The organism is Synechococcus sp. C9, assembly GCF_022984075.1.
Classification (GTDB): Bacteria; Cyanobacteriota; Cyanobacteriia; order Gloeomargaritales; family Gloeomargaritaceae; genus Gloeomargarita.
Genome location: NZ_JALAAD010000001.1, coordinates 2,618,316 through 2,635,125 on the forward strand (window position 1 = coordinate 2,618,316; position 16,810 = coordinate 2,635,125).

Sequence of the window (16,810 nt, forward strand, 5' to 3'; positions counted from 1 at the left end):
GGGGATAATACTGGCAAAAATGGAACGTTTTGTGGATGCGGAAACCAACCCCATTCAACCCCTATGGATGACGGCTCTTTCCACCCAGGTCTCCCTAGAACGGGCGATTCAGGAAGTGACGGCACAGGTGCAGAGCGTGCGCCCGGTGGATTTAGCCTTTTTGTTTATTAGCGAAAGTTTCACCAGTGAGTATTCCCGGCTTTTGCCCCTCTTGCATGAATATCTGCCGGTGCGATGCTTGGTCGGCTGTGGGGGGAATGGCATTATCGGTTCCCTGCCCAATGGGGTGGCACGGGAGGTGGAGGGGAAGCCCGCCCTGTCCTTGACCGTTGCCCGTCTGCCGGGGGTGCAGGTACAACCTTTGGTTTTATCGCCCAAGGATTTACCGGATTTGGATAGCCCGCCCCAGGCTTGGGTGGATTTGATTGGCGTTGACCCCGCCCAGGAACCCCATTTTATCCTGTTGGCTGACCCGGCGACGAGCCAAATTACGGATGTGCTCCAGGGTTTGGACTACGCATACCCCCGCAGTGTCAAGGCGGGCGGTCTGGTGGGGGATGGGTTATTTTGCCAGCAGGAATGGGTGCGCCAGGGGGTGGTGGGGGTGGCGGTGGCTGGTCTGCGGGCGGAGGCGATTGTGGCGCAGGGGTGCCGTCCAATTGGGGAGCCGTACCGGGTGACCCGGGGGGAACGGAATATCATCCTGGGTTTAGAAGACCGTACGCCCCTACAGGTTTTGCAAAATCTGATCCAAAATCTGGATGATAAGGATCGGGAACTGGCGCAATCCGGTTTGCATATTGGGGTGGTGGGGGATGAATTTAAGCAGGAACTCACCCAGACAGATTTTTTGATTCGCAATTTATTGGGGATTGACCCCCGGCATGGGGCGATTGCCATTGGGGACCGGGTACGCCCCGGCCAGCGGGTGCAGTTTCATCTGCGGGATGCCCAGACCTCGACGGCGGATTTGCAACAACTCCTGGAAAATCATGTGCGGCACCATCCCGAACCACCCCTGGGGGCGTTGATGTTCGCCTGTTTGGGGCGGGGGGAACACCTCTACGGTCGCCCGGATGTGGATTCCCACCTATTCCAGAGCTATCTGCCGGGGACGGCGCTGGCGGGGTGCTTTTGTAATGGGGAGATTGGCCCGGTGGGGGATACCACCTACCTGCACGGCTATACTTCAGTCTTTGTGCTGTGGTATGCGGGGGAACCGTGATCAACCAGCTGTTGGACGGGCGGTATCGGATCATTGAAACCCTGGCGGCGGGGGGGTTTGGCAAAACCTTTGTGGCCCAGGATACCAAACGTCCGGGCCAACCCCAATGCGTGGTGAAGATGCTCCACGGTAGCCACAATCAACAGACGATGGAGGTTGCCCGCCGGTTATTTTATAAGGAAGCGGAAACCCTAGAGAAATTGCGCCATCCCCAAATTCCCCAGTTGTTGGCTTTTTTTGAGCAAAATCAAGAGTTTTATTTGGTGGAAGAATTCGTCCCCGGTCATACCCTGGCGCAGGAATTGGTGCCCGGGCGGGTGTTCAGCGAGGGGTGGGTGTTGACCTTTCTCACGGATGTCCTGCAAATTCTGCAATTTATCCACAATCACGGGGTGATCCACCGGGATTTGAAACCCAGCAATTTGATCCGCCGCCAGGGGGACGGCAACCTGGTGTTGATCGATTTTGGGGCGGTGAAGCATTTGCAAATCGAAGGGGAAACCCCGAAAGAAGCCAGCCATACGGTGGGAATCGGCACCCAAGGCTATATGCCCACGGAGCAATCCAGCGGCAAACCCCGCTTTAGCAGTGACCTCTACGCCCTGGGGATGATGGCCATTCAGGCGTTGACAGGGGTGCATCCCCGGGACTTGCCCGAAGACGTGGACACGGGGGAAATCCTCTGGCAAGACCGAGCCACCGTGAGTCCCGCATTGGCGCAGATTCTCTCCAAAATGGTGCGCTACCACTTCAGCCAACGCTACCAACGGGCGGAGGAAGTGTTTCAGGATTTGCAACCCCTCTTGGCGGGTTTACCCCAACTGGCGACTAGCTCCACCCCGGCAGGGGTAAATCTGGCACTGCGGGTAGCGGAACCCACCTACCGGGAAGCCCAACCCCACGCCCCCACCACCCCCTTTGAAATTGAGCCGACCACCCCTGCTTCCCAGGTCGCTCGCCCGGCGGATCAAGCGGATCAAACCGTACCAGCGGCAACCCCAACCCTTGGTGAGGGCACTGCCAAAATCGGGGATATAGACCGGACGGAACCCGCCCCCCTGGGGACTCCCACAGTCATGATGCCCACACCCCAGCCTGCCACCGCCAACCCATTACCTAGTTCGACCCCATCCCCGTCCAAGCCACTCCCCTGGGTAGCTGGAGGAATTGCGGCCCTAGTGGTATTGGGGGCAGGAGGTTGGTTCGGCTGGCAACAACTGGCACCCAAACCCACGCCTGCGGCCTTGACCACCGCCCGTACCCTGGTCACCCAAGCCAGCCAAAGCACTGCCCAAGCCAAAACCCTGGAGGAACTGCAAACCGCCAAAGCCCAATGGCAAAAAGTATTGGCCGAACTGGATACCATCAGCAATCCCGGTGCCGCCGCCAGCGAAATCGCACAACTCAAAGCCCAATGCCAGCAGGAAATCGCCCAACTGGAAACCCGCATCAAAGACTGTAGCACCGTACTTTGGGGGGAATGTCCCTAAAAAAAGAGCCGGATTCCCTCCAGAACCGGCCAAACGTCACCAAGATTTCTCAGAGTTGGACAATCCCAGTTCAGCCTCAGCCTTCGCTTCCAGCTAACTGAAATCTGCCTATCTCCATATTAAGTAACAATTGCTACCCCCGATTCATTTATAAAACTTTACATTTAATGGATGGGGAAATGATAAAAAAATCTTTTCAGTCAACCCATCCCCCAGCCGGTCGCCCGCCCATGCACCGAGGTAACGGGGGTGAATCCAGTCCCCTGCCGGTCGGAAGTTTTGCCCCAGATCAAGCCTTAGCTCTAAAAACCTGAAACATTGGTCACCAGGGCGTAGTTTATGGGCACTTCTCAAGAGCGGTCGCAGAGGTGTAGCCCCGGTTTTTGGTTCTGGGGAATTTCTGTATGCCTATGGCACGCAAGTGAACGTTAATCGCATCGGATTGTTGTCACTGGCAGAAGCTATTCGCTTTTTTGTCCACAGAAGATAGCATCAATATTAAGGGCACCTCTATAAATTCAAATTCAAAGTTAGCGGTCGCAGGGGGGCACCCCCGCCCTTGGTTCTGGACTAATATAGGCATTCCCACGCTGGGATTGATGATTGATTCAAATCAATAGAGGTTCCCTAAATTCAAAGTTAGCGGTCGCAGGGGGGCACCCCCGCCCTTGGTTCTGGACTAATATAGGCATTCCCACGCTGGGATTGATGATTGGTTCAAATCAATAGAGGTTCCCTTAATTTAGTAAAGAAACAGGCTGTAAACAGTTTATTGAAGCAGTTCTCTGGCTGGCACATCCCTCCTTAATCTCATCGTTATGTCCAATCCCCAAAAGCAGAAATTTACCAACGGCGGCATGGTATCCTGGGAATTAGCAAGAGGGGGTAATGATCATGGCTCGTGTTCCTTGGCTACTCGGCTTAAATACCTTGGGTTTGGTACTTGCCCTGCCGGTATTGGCGCAAACGGCGGCTGGGGGCGGTGGTGTCAGTGTGACGGGGGTATTGACCCTGGCTTTTTTAACCCTGTTTATCCTGGTGATGTTGCTGGTCGTCCTGAGCCAGATCATTTATATTTGTAATCCCAATGAAATTTTGATTTTTTCCGGGCGGGAACACCGGTTGAGTAGTGGTCAAAAAGTTGGGTACCGGGTGGTATTTGGGGGAGCCTCGATTCGGATTCCCATTATCGAAAGTGTGGACCGGATGGATTTGACCACGATGCCGGTGCAGGTGGAGGTCAAAAACGCCTATTCAGCAGGCGGAATCCCCCTCCAAATTCAAGCGATTGCCAACATCAAAGTTTCCAGTGCCCCAGCGGTGGTGGGGAATGCGATTGAGCGGTTTTTAGGTCGCAAGCGAGAAGAAATTATCCGGGTCGCCAAAGAAACTTTAGAAGGCAATTTACGGGGGGTGGTGGCAACCCTAACCCCAGAGCAGGTGAATGAGGATCGTCTGCAATTTGCCGACCGCATTTCCCAATATGTAGAACGGGATTTGTCTAAGTTGGGTTTGCAATTGGACACCCTGAAAATCCAGAGTGTTTCCGATGAAGTGGATTATCTCAATTCCATTGGACGGCGACAAATTGCCAACATGATTCGGGATGCCAAAATTGCCGAATCCAATGCGGAACGGGAAGCAGAATCCGCCGCCGCTGAGAGTCGTCGTGCCGCTGAAGTTGCCCAAAAGGAAGCGCAAGCCGCCATTCAACAAAAGCAAAACGAACTCCGCAAGATGCAGGCGGAACTAGAATTGCAGGCACGCTCGGAGGAGGAACGCACGGAAGCGGTCGCCCAGGAAACCCGAGCCAAGGCGGAACAGGAACTGCAAACGGTACGGGCGGAATTGGAGCGGTTGCGGTTGGAAGCGGATGTGGTACTCCCGGCGCAAGCCCGACGGCAGGCACAGGAATTGTTAGCCCGGGCGGAGGCGGCTCCCCTAGCGGCGAATGCCAGAGCCACGGCGGCTGTGACGGATATGCTCAATGACCTGTGGCAAACCTATGGTCAGGATGCCAGTGCCATCTTATTAATTCAACAACTGGAAATGCTGTTGGCTACGGCGGCGCAGGTGCCCCAAAAGCTAAGTCTCGGTCAGATCAATGTGATTGACACCGGGGATGGGCGGGCATTGTCAACCCTGATGCGGGCGTATCCCGAGATGATCCAACAGTTCCTCAACCAGGCGGATCAGGTTTTGGGATTGAATTTAGCGGGCACCCTACACACCCCCGGAGCGAGCCAACCCCAAGGCGACCACCAACAGCAAACAGCCCACGAAGGTTAATCCCAACAGCAATAGGGCGAACAATTCCCCCGGCGAAAGGGGGCGCTCCGTCGGGTCAAGGTAGGCGGAATACATCTGCTGAATTTGTTGCAAGGTCGGCGCTGGGGGCAGGGTACTTTGCCACAATTGCTGGTCATAATCCGCCCGTTGTTGGGGTGAAATCAAGACCGTGTATGCTGTATTGATCTGATGGAATTTTTCCTGGGCAACCGCTATGGGTAGGGTGGTGGTATCCGGGTGATAACGTTTGCTCAACTCCCGATAGGCACGGCGAATGGTCTCCCCACTGGCAAAACGGGATACCCCCAGAATTTCGTAGTAGTTTGGCTTCGAGGTACCGACCATCCCTATTCCCCAGCGTCACCAGGATCACATTTACTAATGTATTGTATTTAACCTATCGCTATGGCTATGGCAATCCCAGACCCTATTATGAGACTAACAAGAGGATGAGAACCAGGGCGGGGCGGTGCCCTGCGACCCTTGACTTTCTAGGTATTAAATTTTTGCTCACAATTCAAGCGTGATTTTTGTATGGCAATCCCAGACCCTATTATGGGATTAACAAGAGGATGAGAACCAGGGCGGGGCGGTGCCCTGCGACCTTTGACTTTTTAAGTATTAAATTTTTGCTCACAATTCAAGCGTGATTTTTGTATGGCAATCCCAGAACCTATTATGGGATGAACAAGAAGATGAGAACCAGGGCGGGGCGGTGCCCTGCGACCCTTGACTTTCTAGGTATTAAATTTTTGCTCACAATTCAAGCGTGATTTTTGTATGGCAATCCCAGAGCCTATTATGGGACTAACAAGAGGATGAGAACCAGGGCGGGGCGGTGCCCTGCGACCCCTATTCCATTCTTATTTAGGCTTCCCGTACCATACTCCTTGCCAGTTGTGAACATTAACGCTTCTCTATTTTCAGCCATGCAAAAACTTGTTCGGCTGTTAGTTCTAAATGAATTTCCTCGAGTACCTGAAGCTGGCAACCCCCCCTACAAACATTAGGTTCTTGTTTTGGTGCAAAAATTAGCACAGAATAATCATCTGGATCAAGCATCCACCCCAACCGACACCCATGTTTTAGGCAATGTAAAAGGTTATCAATCACACGATTTACCTTTTGCTCAGGGGAAAGAATTTCGATTGACCAATCAGGAGCGGCAATAAAATTATCCTCTGGCTCTCCCACCTCATTCGTTTGAATTCGGTTCCATGCAATTACTGCTATATCAGGAACAATTGATCGCCCAGCAAAAGTACAGCGCAGTTCGGGTAGGGCTGTGTATAGTTCACTATGACGATCAATCTCAATCAACAACCGCTTTTGTAAGATAGATTGTCGAGTTTTGGGCATTGGTTTTTGCATAGCCACCCCGTCCACATATTCCCAGGCGGAGGATTCCTCTATCTGTGGGAGTTTGAGAAATTCCTCAATCGTCAAAATTTGAGTTAGAGAGGCAGTCACAGTTTTAACTGAGGGACTGAACGTTTGCTTTTAGTATAGTAGATTGCCCTACTTGTCTCACGGTGACGCAAAAAGCACCGCATTCATGATGAACAATCTGGCGATTGCGCCTCTGCGGCATCACGGCTGAACTCATCCCCCACCAACAGTTTTGGTTAATATGTGGCAATCCCACTTGATTTACATTAGCTGGCGTGCCGTAGGCATACAAAAACTCCCCAGAACTAGAACGAGCCAGTGCCCGGCAACTTTGACTTTCTAAGGATTAAAGGTTCACTCACAATTCAAGTGTGAATACCAAAATCTATTGCATCTCCAGGGTGGCTGTGGGTCAATATAGAAGAAACAGTACCGGGAAATGCCATGACCACACCGGAGTACGAAGAATTGCTGGCCCAGGGGAGCCGGGTCACAGGGGCGATGGCACTGCTGAAATGCTACCGTTCGTACCTGGAATTTCTCCCCAGTATGCGCCGCCAGGAAGATAGCCTGATCCCCATCGTTTTGCCCCTGGTGCGACAGGACGGCCACCTGGTACAACTGCCCTGCGAATTAGCCCTCCTCCCCTGCGACCCCACCTGGCAGGTGAAAACCGACCAGGAAATTCTGGTATTTATGCACCGGGAAGCGGAGGACTTTTCCCAACTGCTGAACCGCTGGCGACAAACCCAAATCATCCTCGGACGACCCTACGCCTGGGTGATGCCCCCCCGCCATAGCCAGGGCTACAACGAAGGTGCCGAAAAAATTTACCCCCTCTTTGTCCTCTGGCCGGGTAGCCCCCAACGCATTCGCCAGGGCTTGCAGGGAGCCGGTTTACCCGTGGTCATCCACACCCAACCCCCCCTCCCCCTCGATTCCGACGACTACCCTGACCCGGTGCCCGATAATGACCCGGTGTGATTTGGGCAATTTTTTGTGTAACTGATTAATGAATTTTCTGCTACTATAAAAAATCGTGCATTTAATCTTACCCCACCTGGCCACTACGGGTGTTCTTTGGGAACCCAACCAGGTGGTTTGAACCCGTAGGAGTTTTCATGTTGTCTGTTTCCCTAGCCCAACTGTTGGAAGCGGGAGTCCATTTCGGCCACCAAGCCCGCCGCTGGAATCCCAAAATGGCCCCTTATATTTTTGCCGAACGCAACGGGGTGCATATCATTGACCTGGTGCAAACCGCCAGCTTGCTCAATGAAGCCTACGAATATATGCGCCGTGCCGCCGAAGCGAACAAAAAGTTTTTATTTATTGGCACCAAGCGGCAAGCCGCCGGGATTATCGCCCAGGAAGCCGCCCGGTGTGATGCCTATTACGTCAATCAGCGGTGGTTGGGGGGGATGCTCACCAACTGGACGACGATCAAATCCCGGGTTGACCGCCTCAAGGAATTGGAACGGCGGGAGGAAACCGGAGCCTTAGACCGTCTGCCCAAGAAAGAAGCGGCGACCCTGCGGCGGGAATTGGAACGACTGCGGAAGTATTTGGGGGGCATTAAAATGATGCGGCGACCCCCGGATGTGGTGGTGATCGTGGACCAAAAACGGGAATACAACGCCGTTCAAGAGTGCCTCAAGCTCAATATCCCGATTGTGTCGCTCCTGGATACCAACTGCGACCCGGACGTGGTGGATGTACCCATTCCCGCCAACGACGATGCCATTCGCTCTATTAAATTGATCCTCGGTTCCTTGGTGGATGCCATTTGTGAAGGCAAGCACGGCCAAGTCGGGGCGATGGAGATGGATGACGGGGCAGTGGACAGCGACGGCGAGAGCGAGGAAGACCTGCCCTTGGAGGAGGACGAAGGGGACATCCCGGATGAATCCGAAGCCTGAACGGGTTAAAATAAACCAAGTGCAACAGGAGTAGTTATGGCCGAAGTTTCCGCCCAAATGGTCAAAACCCTCCGGGAAAAAACCGGTGCAGGGATGATGGACTGCAAAAAAGCCCTCCAGCACAGCGAGGGGGACCTGGATAAGGCCATCGAGTTTTTGCGGCAAAAAGGGTTAGCTTCGGCGGAGAAAAAAGCCGGTCGCAGTACCACCGAGGGGCTGATTTACAGCTACATCCACACCGGCAGTAAGCTGGGGGTTTTGTTGGAAATCAATTGCGAAACGGACTTTGTGGCCAAGGGGGAGGACTTCCAGAGTTTGGCGCACAATATCGCCCTGCAAATTGCCGCTACGGAAAATGTGGAATACGTGGACATGAGCGAGATTCCAACGGCGGCCATCGAGCGGGAAAAAGCGATTGAGATGGGCAGGGAAGACCTGGCGAAGAAACCGGAAGCGGTGCGGGAAAAAATTGTCCAAGGTCGGTTGGATAAGCTTTTCAAAGAACGGTGCCTGCTGGATCAGCCCTACATTAAAGACCCGAATATCACCGTGGGGGACTTGATCAAACAGACCATCGCCCGGGTGGGGGAAAATATCCGGGTGCGCCGTTTTACCCGCTATCGCTTAGGAGAGGAATTGGCAACCCCAGGGCAACCGGCGGCAGAGCCAACCCCTTCGGAAGCCGCAACCCCAGCACCCCCAGCGGTAGAAACGGAACCGACCCCGGCACCCGTAGCGGAGACCGCCGAACCGGCACCCCAGAAAAAATCCAAATCCAGTTCCAAGAAAAAGTAAGGTGCTCACCCCGGAGCAATACCGCCAAAAAATGCAGCAACGCCAGCGGGTGCAGGCGGAGCGTTTAGCCCAATGTACAGCAAAGGGCTTGGTGATTGTGCATACGGGGGACGGGAAAGGGAAAACCACAGCGGCTTTGGGGATGGTACTGCGCTCCCTGGGGCATGGGTATCGGGTGGCGGTGGTGCAGTTCATCAAGGGAGCTTGGTGTCCGGCGGAGCGGCGGGTTTTGGAGCATTGGTCGGAGCAGATGGTCTGGCACGCCCTGGGGGAAGGCTTTACCTGGGATACCCAAGACCGGGAGCGGGACCGGCAGTGCGCCCAACAGGCTTGGGAGGTCGCCGCCAATTACCTGAAACATCCAGACTATTATTTAACTGTCCTGGATGAGGTGAATGTGGCACTCAAGCTGGGCTATTTAGACATCCATCAGGTCTTGGCGGATTTAGCGGCCAAGCCCCCCCATACCCATGTGGTGTTGACCGGGCGGGGGGCCCCCCCGGAATTGATTGACCATGCGGACTTGGTGACAGAAATGACCCTGCGGAAGCACCCATTTCGTTCCCAGGGGGTCAAGGCGCAGGCCGGGATTGAGTATTAGGGGCAGGGGATGAGGTTCCCGGCGGCGTGGATGACCGGCGATAGGGGGAGGGCAGTCAATGGCTAAGTTTGCTCCATCCCGTCTGCGGCAATGGCTGAAGTGGTTGAAGCCAGGATTGTTGGTCAAACGCTGGCTGGTGGTGAGTTTTATCGGGGCGGTGTTGGTGGTACTGGGGCTGTCCATTTCCCTGCGTCTCACCCCGGTGAATAGCTTTTTACAATTGATCGAACGGGTGCTGCGGGGGTTGGCGACGGTGGTTCCCAGCTATATTTCCGGGCCAGTGGCGATTTTCATGGGGATTGGGTTAATCATTTGGAGCCAGACCCGCTCCCTGGGGAGTCTCAGCGAGGTGCTCCGGCCCGAAGGGGAACAGGCTTTGGTGGATGTGTTGATTGCCCAACGCCAGCGCAACCGGGGGCCCAAAATTGTCGCCTTGGGGGGAGGCACGGGCTTATCCCGGCTGTTGCGGGGCTTGAAAGCCTACAGTAGTAACATTACTGCCATTGTCACCGTGGCGGATGATGGGGGTTCCTCGGGGCGACTGCGGCGGGAGGTGGGGGTCCTGCCCCCGGGGGACATTCGCAACTGTTTGGCGGCGTTGGCTCGGGAGGAGCAACTGTTAACGGCATTATTTCAATATCGGTTTGAGTCCGGGGAAGGGTTGAGCGGCCACAGCTTTGGGAATTTGTATCTGACCGCCCTCACTGCCATCACGGGCAATCTGGAACAGGCGATTGCCGCTAGCTCCCGGGTATTGGCGGTACGGGGGCAGGTGCTCCCAGCGACGATGGCGGATGTGCATCTGTGGGCGGAATTAGCGGACGGGCGGCGCATCGAGGGCGAATCCCAAATCCCCAAGGCCAGGGGGCACATTGTCCGCATTGGCTGTACCCCTGCCCATCCCCCGGCGTTACCCAGGGCGATTGAAGCCATTGAGGAAGCGGACTTGATTTTGGTCGGGCCGGGAAGCCTCTACACCAGTGTGATTCCCAACCTGCTGGTGCCGGCCATTACCCAGGCGATTGCCCAGGCGACGGTGCCCCGCATTTACATTTGCAATGCCATGACCGAACCGGGGGAAACCCAGGGCTACCGGGTGTCCGACCACCTGCGGGCCATCGAGCGGGTGACGGGGCAGCGGATTTTTGATGTAGTGCTGGTGCAAAAAAAAGCCCCTTCCGCCCAGGCGTTACAACGGTATGCCCAGGTGGGGGCGGAGTTTGTGGAATTGGACCGGGAGGCAGTGGTCAAAATGGGCTATCGCCTCATTCTGGCGGATGTGATCCAAGAGGACCCGGAAAAAGCCCAGGTACAACACCATTCCCAACGGCTGGCACACGTCCTCATGCGTTGGTATAGCCGGGTACAGGCATGGTGGTAGTACTGCCGAACCCAGTGGCCACCGTCAGTTTAGGGGAAGCTCTGGGTCGTATGTTACCCGCCGGGGCCATCCTGTTACTCCAGGGGGATTTGGGCAGTGGCAAAACCACCCTTGTCCAGGGACTCGCCCAGGGGTTAGGCATCACGGCACCCGTGACCAGCCCCACCTTTGCCCTGATCCAGGAATACCCGGAGGGACGCATCCCCCTGTATCACTTGGATTTGTACCGCCTTAATACTTCAGAAGTACAGCAATTATACCCGGAATATTACTGGCAAGAAGCGGCACCGGGGATTGTGGCGATTGAGTGGCCGGAGCGACTGCCCACCTGGCCGTCCAGTTACCTGCATTTGTCCTGGCAAAGTATGGCATCCGGGCGGCAGGTGAACCTAACGGCACAGGGAACGGCACCGCAAGGGTGGCTTCAGCACTTACAGTCGCAGATGGGAAAATTAGACTAGCATGAAAAAAACAGTTAATTGTTAAGCCCATGAATGCCTGGTTAACTTGGTGGGAACACCAATGGCGCACCCTTAAACTTTGGTGGCGGAGTTTGGTGCAGGTGGTGGCGGATTTACGCTTAGCAATTAGCCTGCTGTTGGTAATTGCCGTCGCCAGTATCGCCGGTACGGTGATCGAACAGGGGGAAACGGTCAAATTTTACCAAGAAAACTACCCGGAACACCCGGCTTTGTTTGGATTTTTGACCTGGAACATTATTCTAAATCTAGGGTTAGATCATGTCTATCAAACCTGGTGGTATTTGAGTTTATTGATCCTCTTTGGAGCCAGTTTATTGGCTTGTACTTCCCTGCGCCAGTGGCCTGCCCTAAAAGTTGCCCGGAAATGGTATTACTACCAGCGACCAGAACAGATTTTACGATTAAATTTCAGTCAAGCCTGCCCGGAAATTCCTATTGCTGAATTGGCAGTCATTTTGCGCCAAAAAGGTTATTGGGTGGCACTGGAAAACGAGAAACTTTATGCCCGGAAAGGGCTGGTGGGTAAAATTGGCCCGATTGTAGTTCATGCCAGTTTAGTGGTAATTTTGATCGGGGGTTTCGTTGGGGCATTGACCGGTTTTTTAGCCCAGGAGTTAGTGCCGAGTGGTCAGGATTTTCAAGTCACAAAAGTCATCGAAGCGGGGGCATGGGTACGGCGTTTACCCCCGATCCAGGGGCGGGTCCATCGGTTTTGGATTGACTATACGCCCAGTGGTGAAATTGACCAGTTCTACACGGATTTGGGATTGTTAAATGCCGCCGGGGAAGAAGTTATCCGCAAGACGATTCATGTGAATGAACCGCTGCGGTGGCGGGGGTTAACCTTCTATCAAACCAGTTGGGGTATTCACGGGATACGTTTGCAATTCAACAATAGCCCGATTTTAGAACTGCCGGTTACCCCATTTACGGCGGGGAATGGTCGCAAATTGTGGGGAACCTGGTTACCCTTAAAACCGGATTTAAGCGAGGGGGTTTCCTTAGTCGTTCCTGACCTACAGGGATTATTTTTACTCTACGACCAACAGGGGCAATTATTAACCACGGGTCGGGTGGGTACACCGGTACGCATCGGCGGGGTAAATTTACGGCTTACCGAATTAGTGGGCAGTACGGGTTTACAAATCAAATCGGACCCAGGTGTACCCATCGTTTATCTCGGTTTTGCCGGTTTGATGTTGGGGGTCATGATGAGTTATGTTTCCCATAGTCAACTGTGGGGATTGCAAGTAGATAAACAGCTATATCTTGGGGGCAAAACCAATCGGGCTCAGGTCACGTTTGAGCGGGAATTTCTGGAAATTTTGCAACAATTACAATCGAAAACTCCTTCCCAATCGGGGGTCAAAAATTCTATTTCCCCAATGGCACTACCCCCAGGATAAACAACAGGGGCGTTTTAGCTAAGAATGGGACAGGTGCTACGTTCTTCTACGTGGTAACCCTACCTTAATTTCTATCAACATCCACAGCAATCACACTTGTATTGTGAGTAAAAATTTCGTAAAAGTTTCATACCTAGAAAATCAAAAGTCGTAGGGCACCACTCCCACATTGGGTTCTACAAAATTTCAGTTTGTTAATCGGATGGAACGGCGACAGGAAGTGCACTGCCCTAATTTATTTACATTTCTTAAAACTACTGAAGAAATCCTTAAACATTTGCAACCAGAGCGACCGGGGCATCTATAAAGGTAGGGTGACGTTACCCGTGAGTGTCCATGATTGGTACCCAGTTCACTGCATCCGAGTCCTTGAGGGGGTGGGTGCCCCAGTTGGTGGTACGGCGATGGCTCTGGTTTTTGGCAACGATGACTTGGGGTTTGATGGCTCTGGGTAGTGCGACCCGGGTGATGGAGGCGGGGCTGGCTTGTCCCGATTGGCCCCTCTGTTTTGGTCAGGTACTGCCCGCCCAACAGATGGATTTGCAGGTGTTTCTGGAATGGTTTCACCGATTGGTGGCGGCTACGGTCGGGGTGGGGGTGTTGATCCTGGTGGGAATGGCTTGGGGGTGGCGCTCCCATTTACCCCGCTGGTTGCCCTGGGGCGCAACGGCGGCGTTGGGTTTGGTGCTGTGGCAGGGGATTTTGGGGGGCTTAACGGTGACCCAGTTGCTCCGGTTTGATATTGTGACGGCGCACCTGGGGACGGGTTTGGCATTTTTTAGCCTGTTGTTGACCCTGGCGGTGGCACTGCTGGAAGCACCGGAAGTGACGCAACCGTTACCAAAGTTTCTGCCGGGTTTAGCTTTGGTTGCAACCCTGACTTTGTATGGTCAAAGTCTGTTGGGTGGCTTGGTGGCTTCCCGCTGGGCGGCGCATCAGTGTTTCCTGGGGCGGGAACTGTGCCAAGTTCTGCATTGGCATTTGCTAGGGGTGATTCCGGCGACGCTCTTGACGCTGGGGGTGGGGGTCATGACCCTGCGGCAGAAACGGGTGGCACCTGGGTTGGGACGGTGGGGGCATGGGGTCTTGATGCTGTTGGCTTTACAGATTGGGGTGGGGGTGGCAACCTACCAATTGCGGCTTCAGGTCGAGCCGTTGACGGTGACCCATCAGGCGGTGGGTGCCCTGTTGTTAGGAAGTTTGGTGGTACTAACGGTGTCTCTACAACGCATGACTCGCCAAGCGACCCCAAGCCCGATTTCCCCAACCGCGATTTAAGGAGCAGTTATGCAGGTAGCTGGGCGGGAAACGGGAACCCTGTGGGGCAGGGTACGGGACTATATTCAACTGATGAAACCCCGGATTATTGTCCTACTGTTGGTGACAACGGCGGGGGCGATTTGGTTGGCTTCCCAGGGGGAGCCGGATACAAACATTTTACTAACAACCTTATTCACCGGCACCTTGGCGGCGGGGTCAGCCAATACGATCAACTGCCTGTATGACCGGGATATTGACCGGGTGATGGTGCGTACCCAAAGGCGACCGATCCCGGCGGGGCGGATTACGCCGTGGCAGGCGTTGGTGTTTGCGGTGGTTTTGGCGGTGGGGGCGTTGGTTCTGCAGGTCTGGCGGGTGAATGTCCTGAGTGCCCTGTTGGAATGGGCGGGAATTTTAGTTTATGTGCTGGTTTATACGCATTGGCTCAAGCGTTCGAGTCCTCAAAATATCGTCATTGGGGGGGCGGCGGGGGCGATTCCGCCTTTGGTGGGCTGGGCGGCGGTGACGGGGGAATTATCCGCCTGTGCCTGGATTTTGTTTGCGATTATTTTTATTTGGACACCGCCCCATTTTTGGGCATTGGCGTTGATGATTCGGGAGGATTATGCCCAGGTGGGGGTGCCGATGTTGCCGGTGGTGGCGGGTTCGGAGCAAACGACCCAGCAAATTTTACTCTATACGTTACTGCTGATTCCCACCAGTTTGCTGTTGGTTTATCCCTGTGGGGTGGTGGGGGGATTGTACGCCCTGATTGCCCTAGCCTTGGGGGGTATTTTTCTTTACAAAGTATTTCAATTATTTGCTCAACCCCAAGAAATTTCCTTGGCACGTTCGGTATTTAAGTATTCGATTTTATATCTGATGTTGCTGTCTTTGGGGATGGGGTTAGACCGCTGGCCGTTGATGCACACCTGGCAGAATGTGCTGGTGCAAAAGGCGGCGCATTGGTGGGGTTAAATTTGGGGTAAACTCATCAGCAGTCAGGCGAGTCAGCACCATGGCAGCACCGTCCCCAGTGACCCTAGAAACCATTGCCCAAACCTTGGCGGAGTTTCGTCAGGAAGTGAATAGTCGCTTGGATCAGTTGGAAACCCGATTAGACCAAGTGGAAAACCGCTTAGATGCCCTAGAGGGGGATTTCCGGCAATTTCAGGCGGTGAATGAAGCCTATCAGAAAGCCGCTGACCGGGTAGCCAATTTGGCCTTTACGGTGGTGACTGCCTCTGCCGCCGTGATTGTCTTGGCACCTGCGGTTAAAGTTTTAGCCGAGTATGTGACCCGTTTGCCCGCGTGAGGGAGCCTGACGAACCGCAACAGAGGGGGTCGCCCCTTACCTGCCCCATTTCTGAGAAATAGGTGATAGAGCCCGCCGATCCTGGGTTGGCTTAAGGTTTTTTAATGGGCAATTTGGGGCTAACTTCGGTAGGAATACTGTACTGTTACCCGCCAGGGATCAAAACCCCCTCGGCAGTTTTCTGATAAACTCTTAATGAAATGTAAAAAAATGATTGATACATCCTATGAATATTTTGGTGGTGGGGGCGACGGGCACCCTGGGCCGACAGGTGGTACGGCGGGCATTGCAATCAGGACATCGGGTGCGGTGCTTGGTGCGGACATTGCCCAAGGCGACTTTTTTGCGGGAATGGGGGGCGGAACTGGTGCCGGGAAATCTCTGTCGCCCGGAGACCTTGACCGATGCCCTGGAAGGAATGGAGGTGGTGGTGGATGCGGCGACGGCTCGCCCGACGGATGGGATTGGCATTCGGGAGGTGGATTGGCAGGGCAAGGTGAGTTTGGTGCAGGCGATGGTGCGGGCGGGGGTGAAGCGTTTGCTCTTTTTTTCCATCCTGGGCTGTGAACGCTATCCCCATGTGCCGTTGATGAGTGTCAAGGCGGCTACGGAGGCTTTTTTGGCGGAGTCGGGCTTGGACTACACGATTTTGGCACCGGCGGGGTTTTTCCAGGGGTTGATCGGTCAGTTTGCCATTCCCATTTTGGAGGAGCAGTCCGTGTGGCTGACGGGAACTTCGGCGGCGGTGGCTTACATGGATACCCAGGATGTGGCTCGGTTTGCCCTGCGCTGTCTGGAGGTGCCGGAAACGATTGGGCAGAAACTACCGGTGGTGGGTGCTAAAGCCTGGACTTCCGAGGAAATTATTGCCCTGTGTGAGCGGCTGAGCGGGAAAAATGCCCGGATTCTCCGCATTCCCCTAGGGGTTTTGACCGCAACCCGGCAGGTGTTACGGGGTTTCCAATGGACATGGAATATTGCGGATCGTTTGGCCTTTGCCGCCGTTTTGGCCGGGGGTGAAACCCTGACGGCAGAGATGGATGGGGTGTATGCCCAGTTGGGTTTGAACCCGGAGGAGACGGGCAGTTTGGAGGACTATTTAGCGGAATATTTTGGCCGGATTTTGCAAAAACTCAAGGAGCGCAACTATGAACTAGACCGGCAAAAGCGCAAGGAACAGGAAAAACGCAAACGCCGCCGCCCCTTCAAGACCTCCGCCAAAACCGGCAACTAAATCGTTCATTTTATAATCCCATATACA

Annotated in this window: 16 protein-coding genes; 14 read left to right on the forward strand and 2 right to left on the reverse strand. The window is 54.3% G+C overall.

What is annotated here, in order from left to right; genetic code table 11:
- The first annotated feature begins 19 nt into the window (after window positions 1-19).
- The 3 genes from MLD66_RS12785 to MLD66_RS12795 all read left to right on the forward strand — a co-directional run bounded on the left by MLD66_RS12785 (window position 20) and on the right by MLD66_RS12795 (window position 5,004).
- Window positions 20-1,225 carry an FIST N-terminal domain-containing protein gene (locus tag MLD66_RS12785; protein WP_247218461.1) on the forward strand — a complete coding sequence of 402 codons (1,206 nt, stop codon included), beginning with the start codon at window positions 20-22 and terminating at the stop codon, window positions 1,223-1,225.
- Window positions 1,222-2,715 (forward strand): serine/threonine-protein kinase, encoded by a 1,494-nt coding sequence (locus MLD66_RS12790; RefSeq protein WP_247218463.1) that lies wholly within the window; start codon window positions 1,222-1,224, stop codon window positions 2,713-2,715. The genes MLD66_RS12785 and MLD66_RS12790 overlap by 4 nt, the downstream gene beginning before the upstream one ends.
- An 894-nt stretch (window positions 2,716-3,609) precedes the next feature.
- Complete coding sequence (locus tag MLD66_RS12795; RefSeq protein WP_247218465.1) at window positions 3,610-5,004, forward strand: SPFH domain-containing protein; 1,395 nt, start codon at window positions 3,610-3,612, stop codon at window positions 5,002-5,004.
- On the opposite strand, the gene MLD66_RS12800 is transcribed toward MLD66_RS12795, so the two are convergent.
- Both MLD66_RS12800 and MLD66_RS12805 read right to left on the reverse strand, forming a co-directional pair.
- Window positions 4,939-5,349 (reverse strand): J domain-containing protein, encoded by a 411-nt coding sequence (locus MLD66_RS12800; RefSeq protein ID WP_247218467.1) that lies wholly within the window; start codon window positions 5,347-5,349, stop codon window positions 4,939-4,941. The two genes, MLD66_RS12795 and MLD66_RS12800, sit on opposite strands and share 66 nt — an antisense overlap.
- A gap of 561 nt (window positions 5,350-5,910) precedes the next feature.
- Window positions 5,911-6,474 carry a Uma2 family endonuclease gene (locus tag MLD66_RS12805; protein ID WP_247218469.1) on the reverse strand — a complete coding sequence of 188 codons (564 nt, stop codon included), beginning with the start codon at window positions 6,472-6,474 and terminating at the stop codon, window positions 5,911-5,913.
- Between the two features lie 363 nt (window positions 6,475-6,837).
- On the opposite strand from MLD66_RS12805, the gene MLD66_RS12810 reads away from it, so the two are divergent.
- The 11 genes from MLD66_RS12810 (at window position 6,838) to MLD66_RS12860 (ending at window position 16,783) form a co-directional block, all read left to right on the forward strand.
- Entirely contained in the window at window positions 6,838-7,377 is a 540-nt protein-coding gene (locus tag MLD66_RS12810) for a hypothetical protein (protein WP_247218470.1), read from the forward strand.
- Between the two features lie 137 nt (window positions 7,378-7,514).
- On the forward strand, window positions 7,515-8,309 hold the full coding sequence (gene rpsB, locus MLD66_RS12815; protein ID WP_247218472.1) for a 30S ribosomal protein S2: 795 nt from the start codon (window positions 7,515-7,517) through the stop codon (window positions 8,307-8,309).
- A gap of 36 nt (window positions 8,310-8,345) precedes the next feature.
- Window positions 8,346-9,104 carry a translation elongation factor Ts gene (tsf, locus tag MLD66_RS12820; RefSeq protein ID WP_247218474.1) on the forward strand — a complete coding sequence of 253 codons (759 nt, stop codon included), beginning with the start codon at window positions 8,346-8,348 and terminating at the stop codon, window positions 9,102-9,104.
- 1 nt (window position 9,105) lies between these two features.
- Complete coding sequence (gene cobO / locus MLD66_RS12825; protein WP_339397002.1) at window positions 9,106-9,705, forward strand: cob(I)yrinic acid a,c-diamide adenosyltransferase; 600 nt, start codon at window positions 9,106-9,108, stop codon at window positions 9,703-9,705.
- Between the two features lie 58 nt (window positions 9,706-9,763).
- Window positions 9,764-11,086, forward strand: coding sequence for a gluconeogenesis factor YvcK family protein (locus tag MLD66_RS12830; protein WP_247218476.1), 1,323 nt, complete (start codon window positions 9,764-9,766; stop codon window positions 11,084-11,086).
- Complete coding sequence (gene tsaE, locus MLD66_RS12835; protein ID WP_247218485.1) at window positions 11,077-11,547, forward strand: tRNA (adenosine(37)-N6)-threonylcarbamoyltransferase complex ATPase subunit type 1 TsaE; 471 nt, start codon at window positions 11,077-11,079, stop codon at window positions 11,545-11,547. The genes MLD66_RS12830 and tsaE overlap by 10 nt, the downstream gene beginning before the upstream one ends.
- A gap of 29 nt (window positions 11,548-11,576) precedes the next feature.
- Entirely contained in the window at window positions 11,577-12,974 is a 1,398-nt protein-coding gene (locus MLD66_RS12840) for a cytochrome c biogenesis protein (RefSeq protein WP_247218487.1), read from the forward strand.
- 336 nt (window positions 12,975-13,310) lie between these two features.
- Window positions 13,311-14,252 carry a COX15/CtaA family protein gene (locus tag MLD66_RS12845; protein ID WP_247218489.1) on the forward strand — a complete coding sequence of 314 codons (942 nt, stop codon included), beginning with the start codon at window positions 13,311-13,313 and terminating at the stop codon, window positions 14,250-14,252.
- 9 nt (window positions 14,253-14,261) lie between these two features.
- A complete protein-coding gene (locus MLD66_RS12850; RefSeq protein WP_247218491.1) occupies window positions 14,262-15,212 on the forward strand; it encodes a heme o synthase in 951 nt (316 codons plus the stop codon).
- Between the two features lie 40 nt (window positions 15,213-15,252).
- Window positions 15,253-15,549 carry a hypothetical protein gene (locus MLD66_RS12855; RefSeq protein ID WP_247218493.1) on the forward strand — a complete coding sequence of 99 codons (297 nt, stop codon included), beginning with the start codon at window positions 15,253-15,255 and terminating at the stop codon, window positions 15,547-15,549.
- A 226-nt stretch (window positions 15,550-15,775) separates the two neighbouring features.
- Window positions 15,776-16,783, forward strand: a complete 1,008-nt coding sequence (locus tag MLD66_RS12860; protein WP_247218495.1) for an NmrA family NAD(P)-binding protein — start codon at window positions 15,776-15,778, stop codon at window positions 16,781-16,783.
- The last annotated feature ends 27 nt before the right edge of the window (window positions 16,784-16,810 follow it).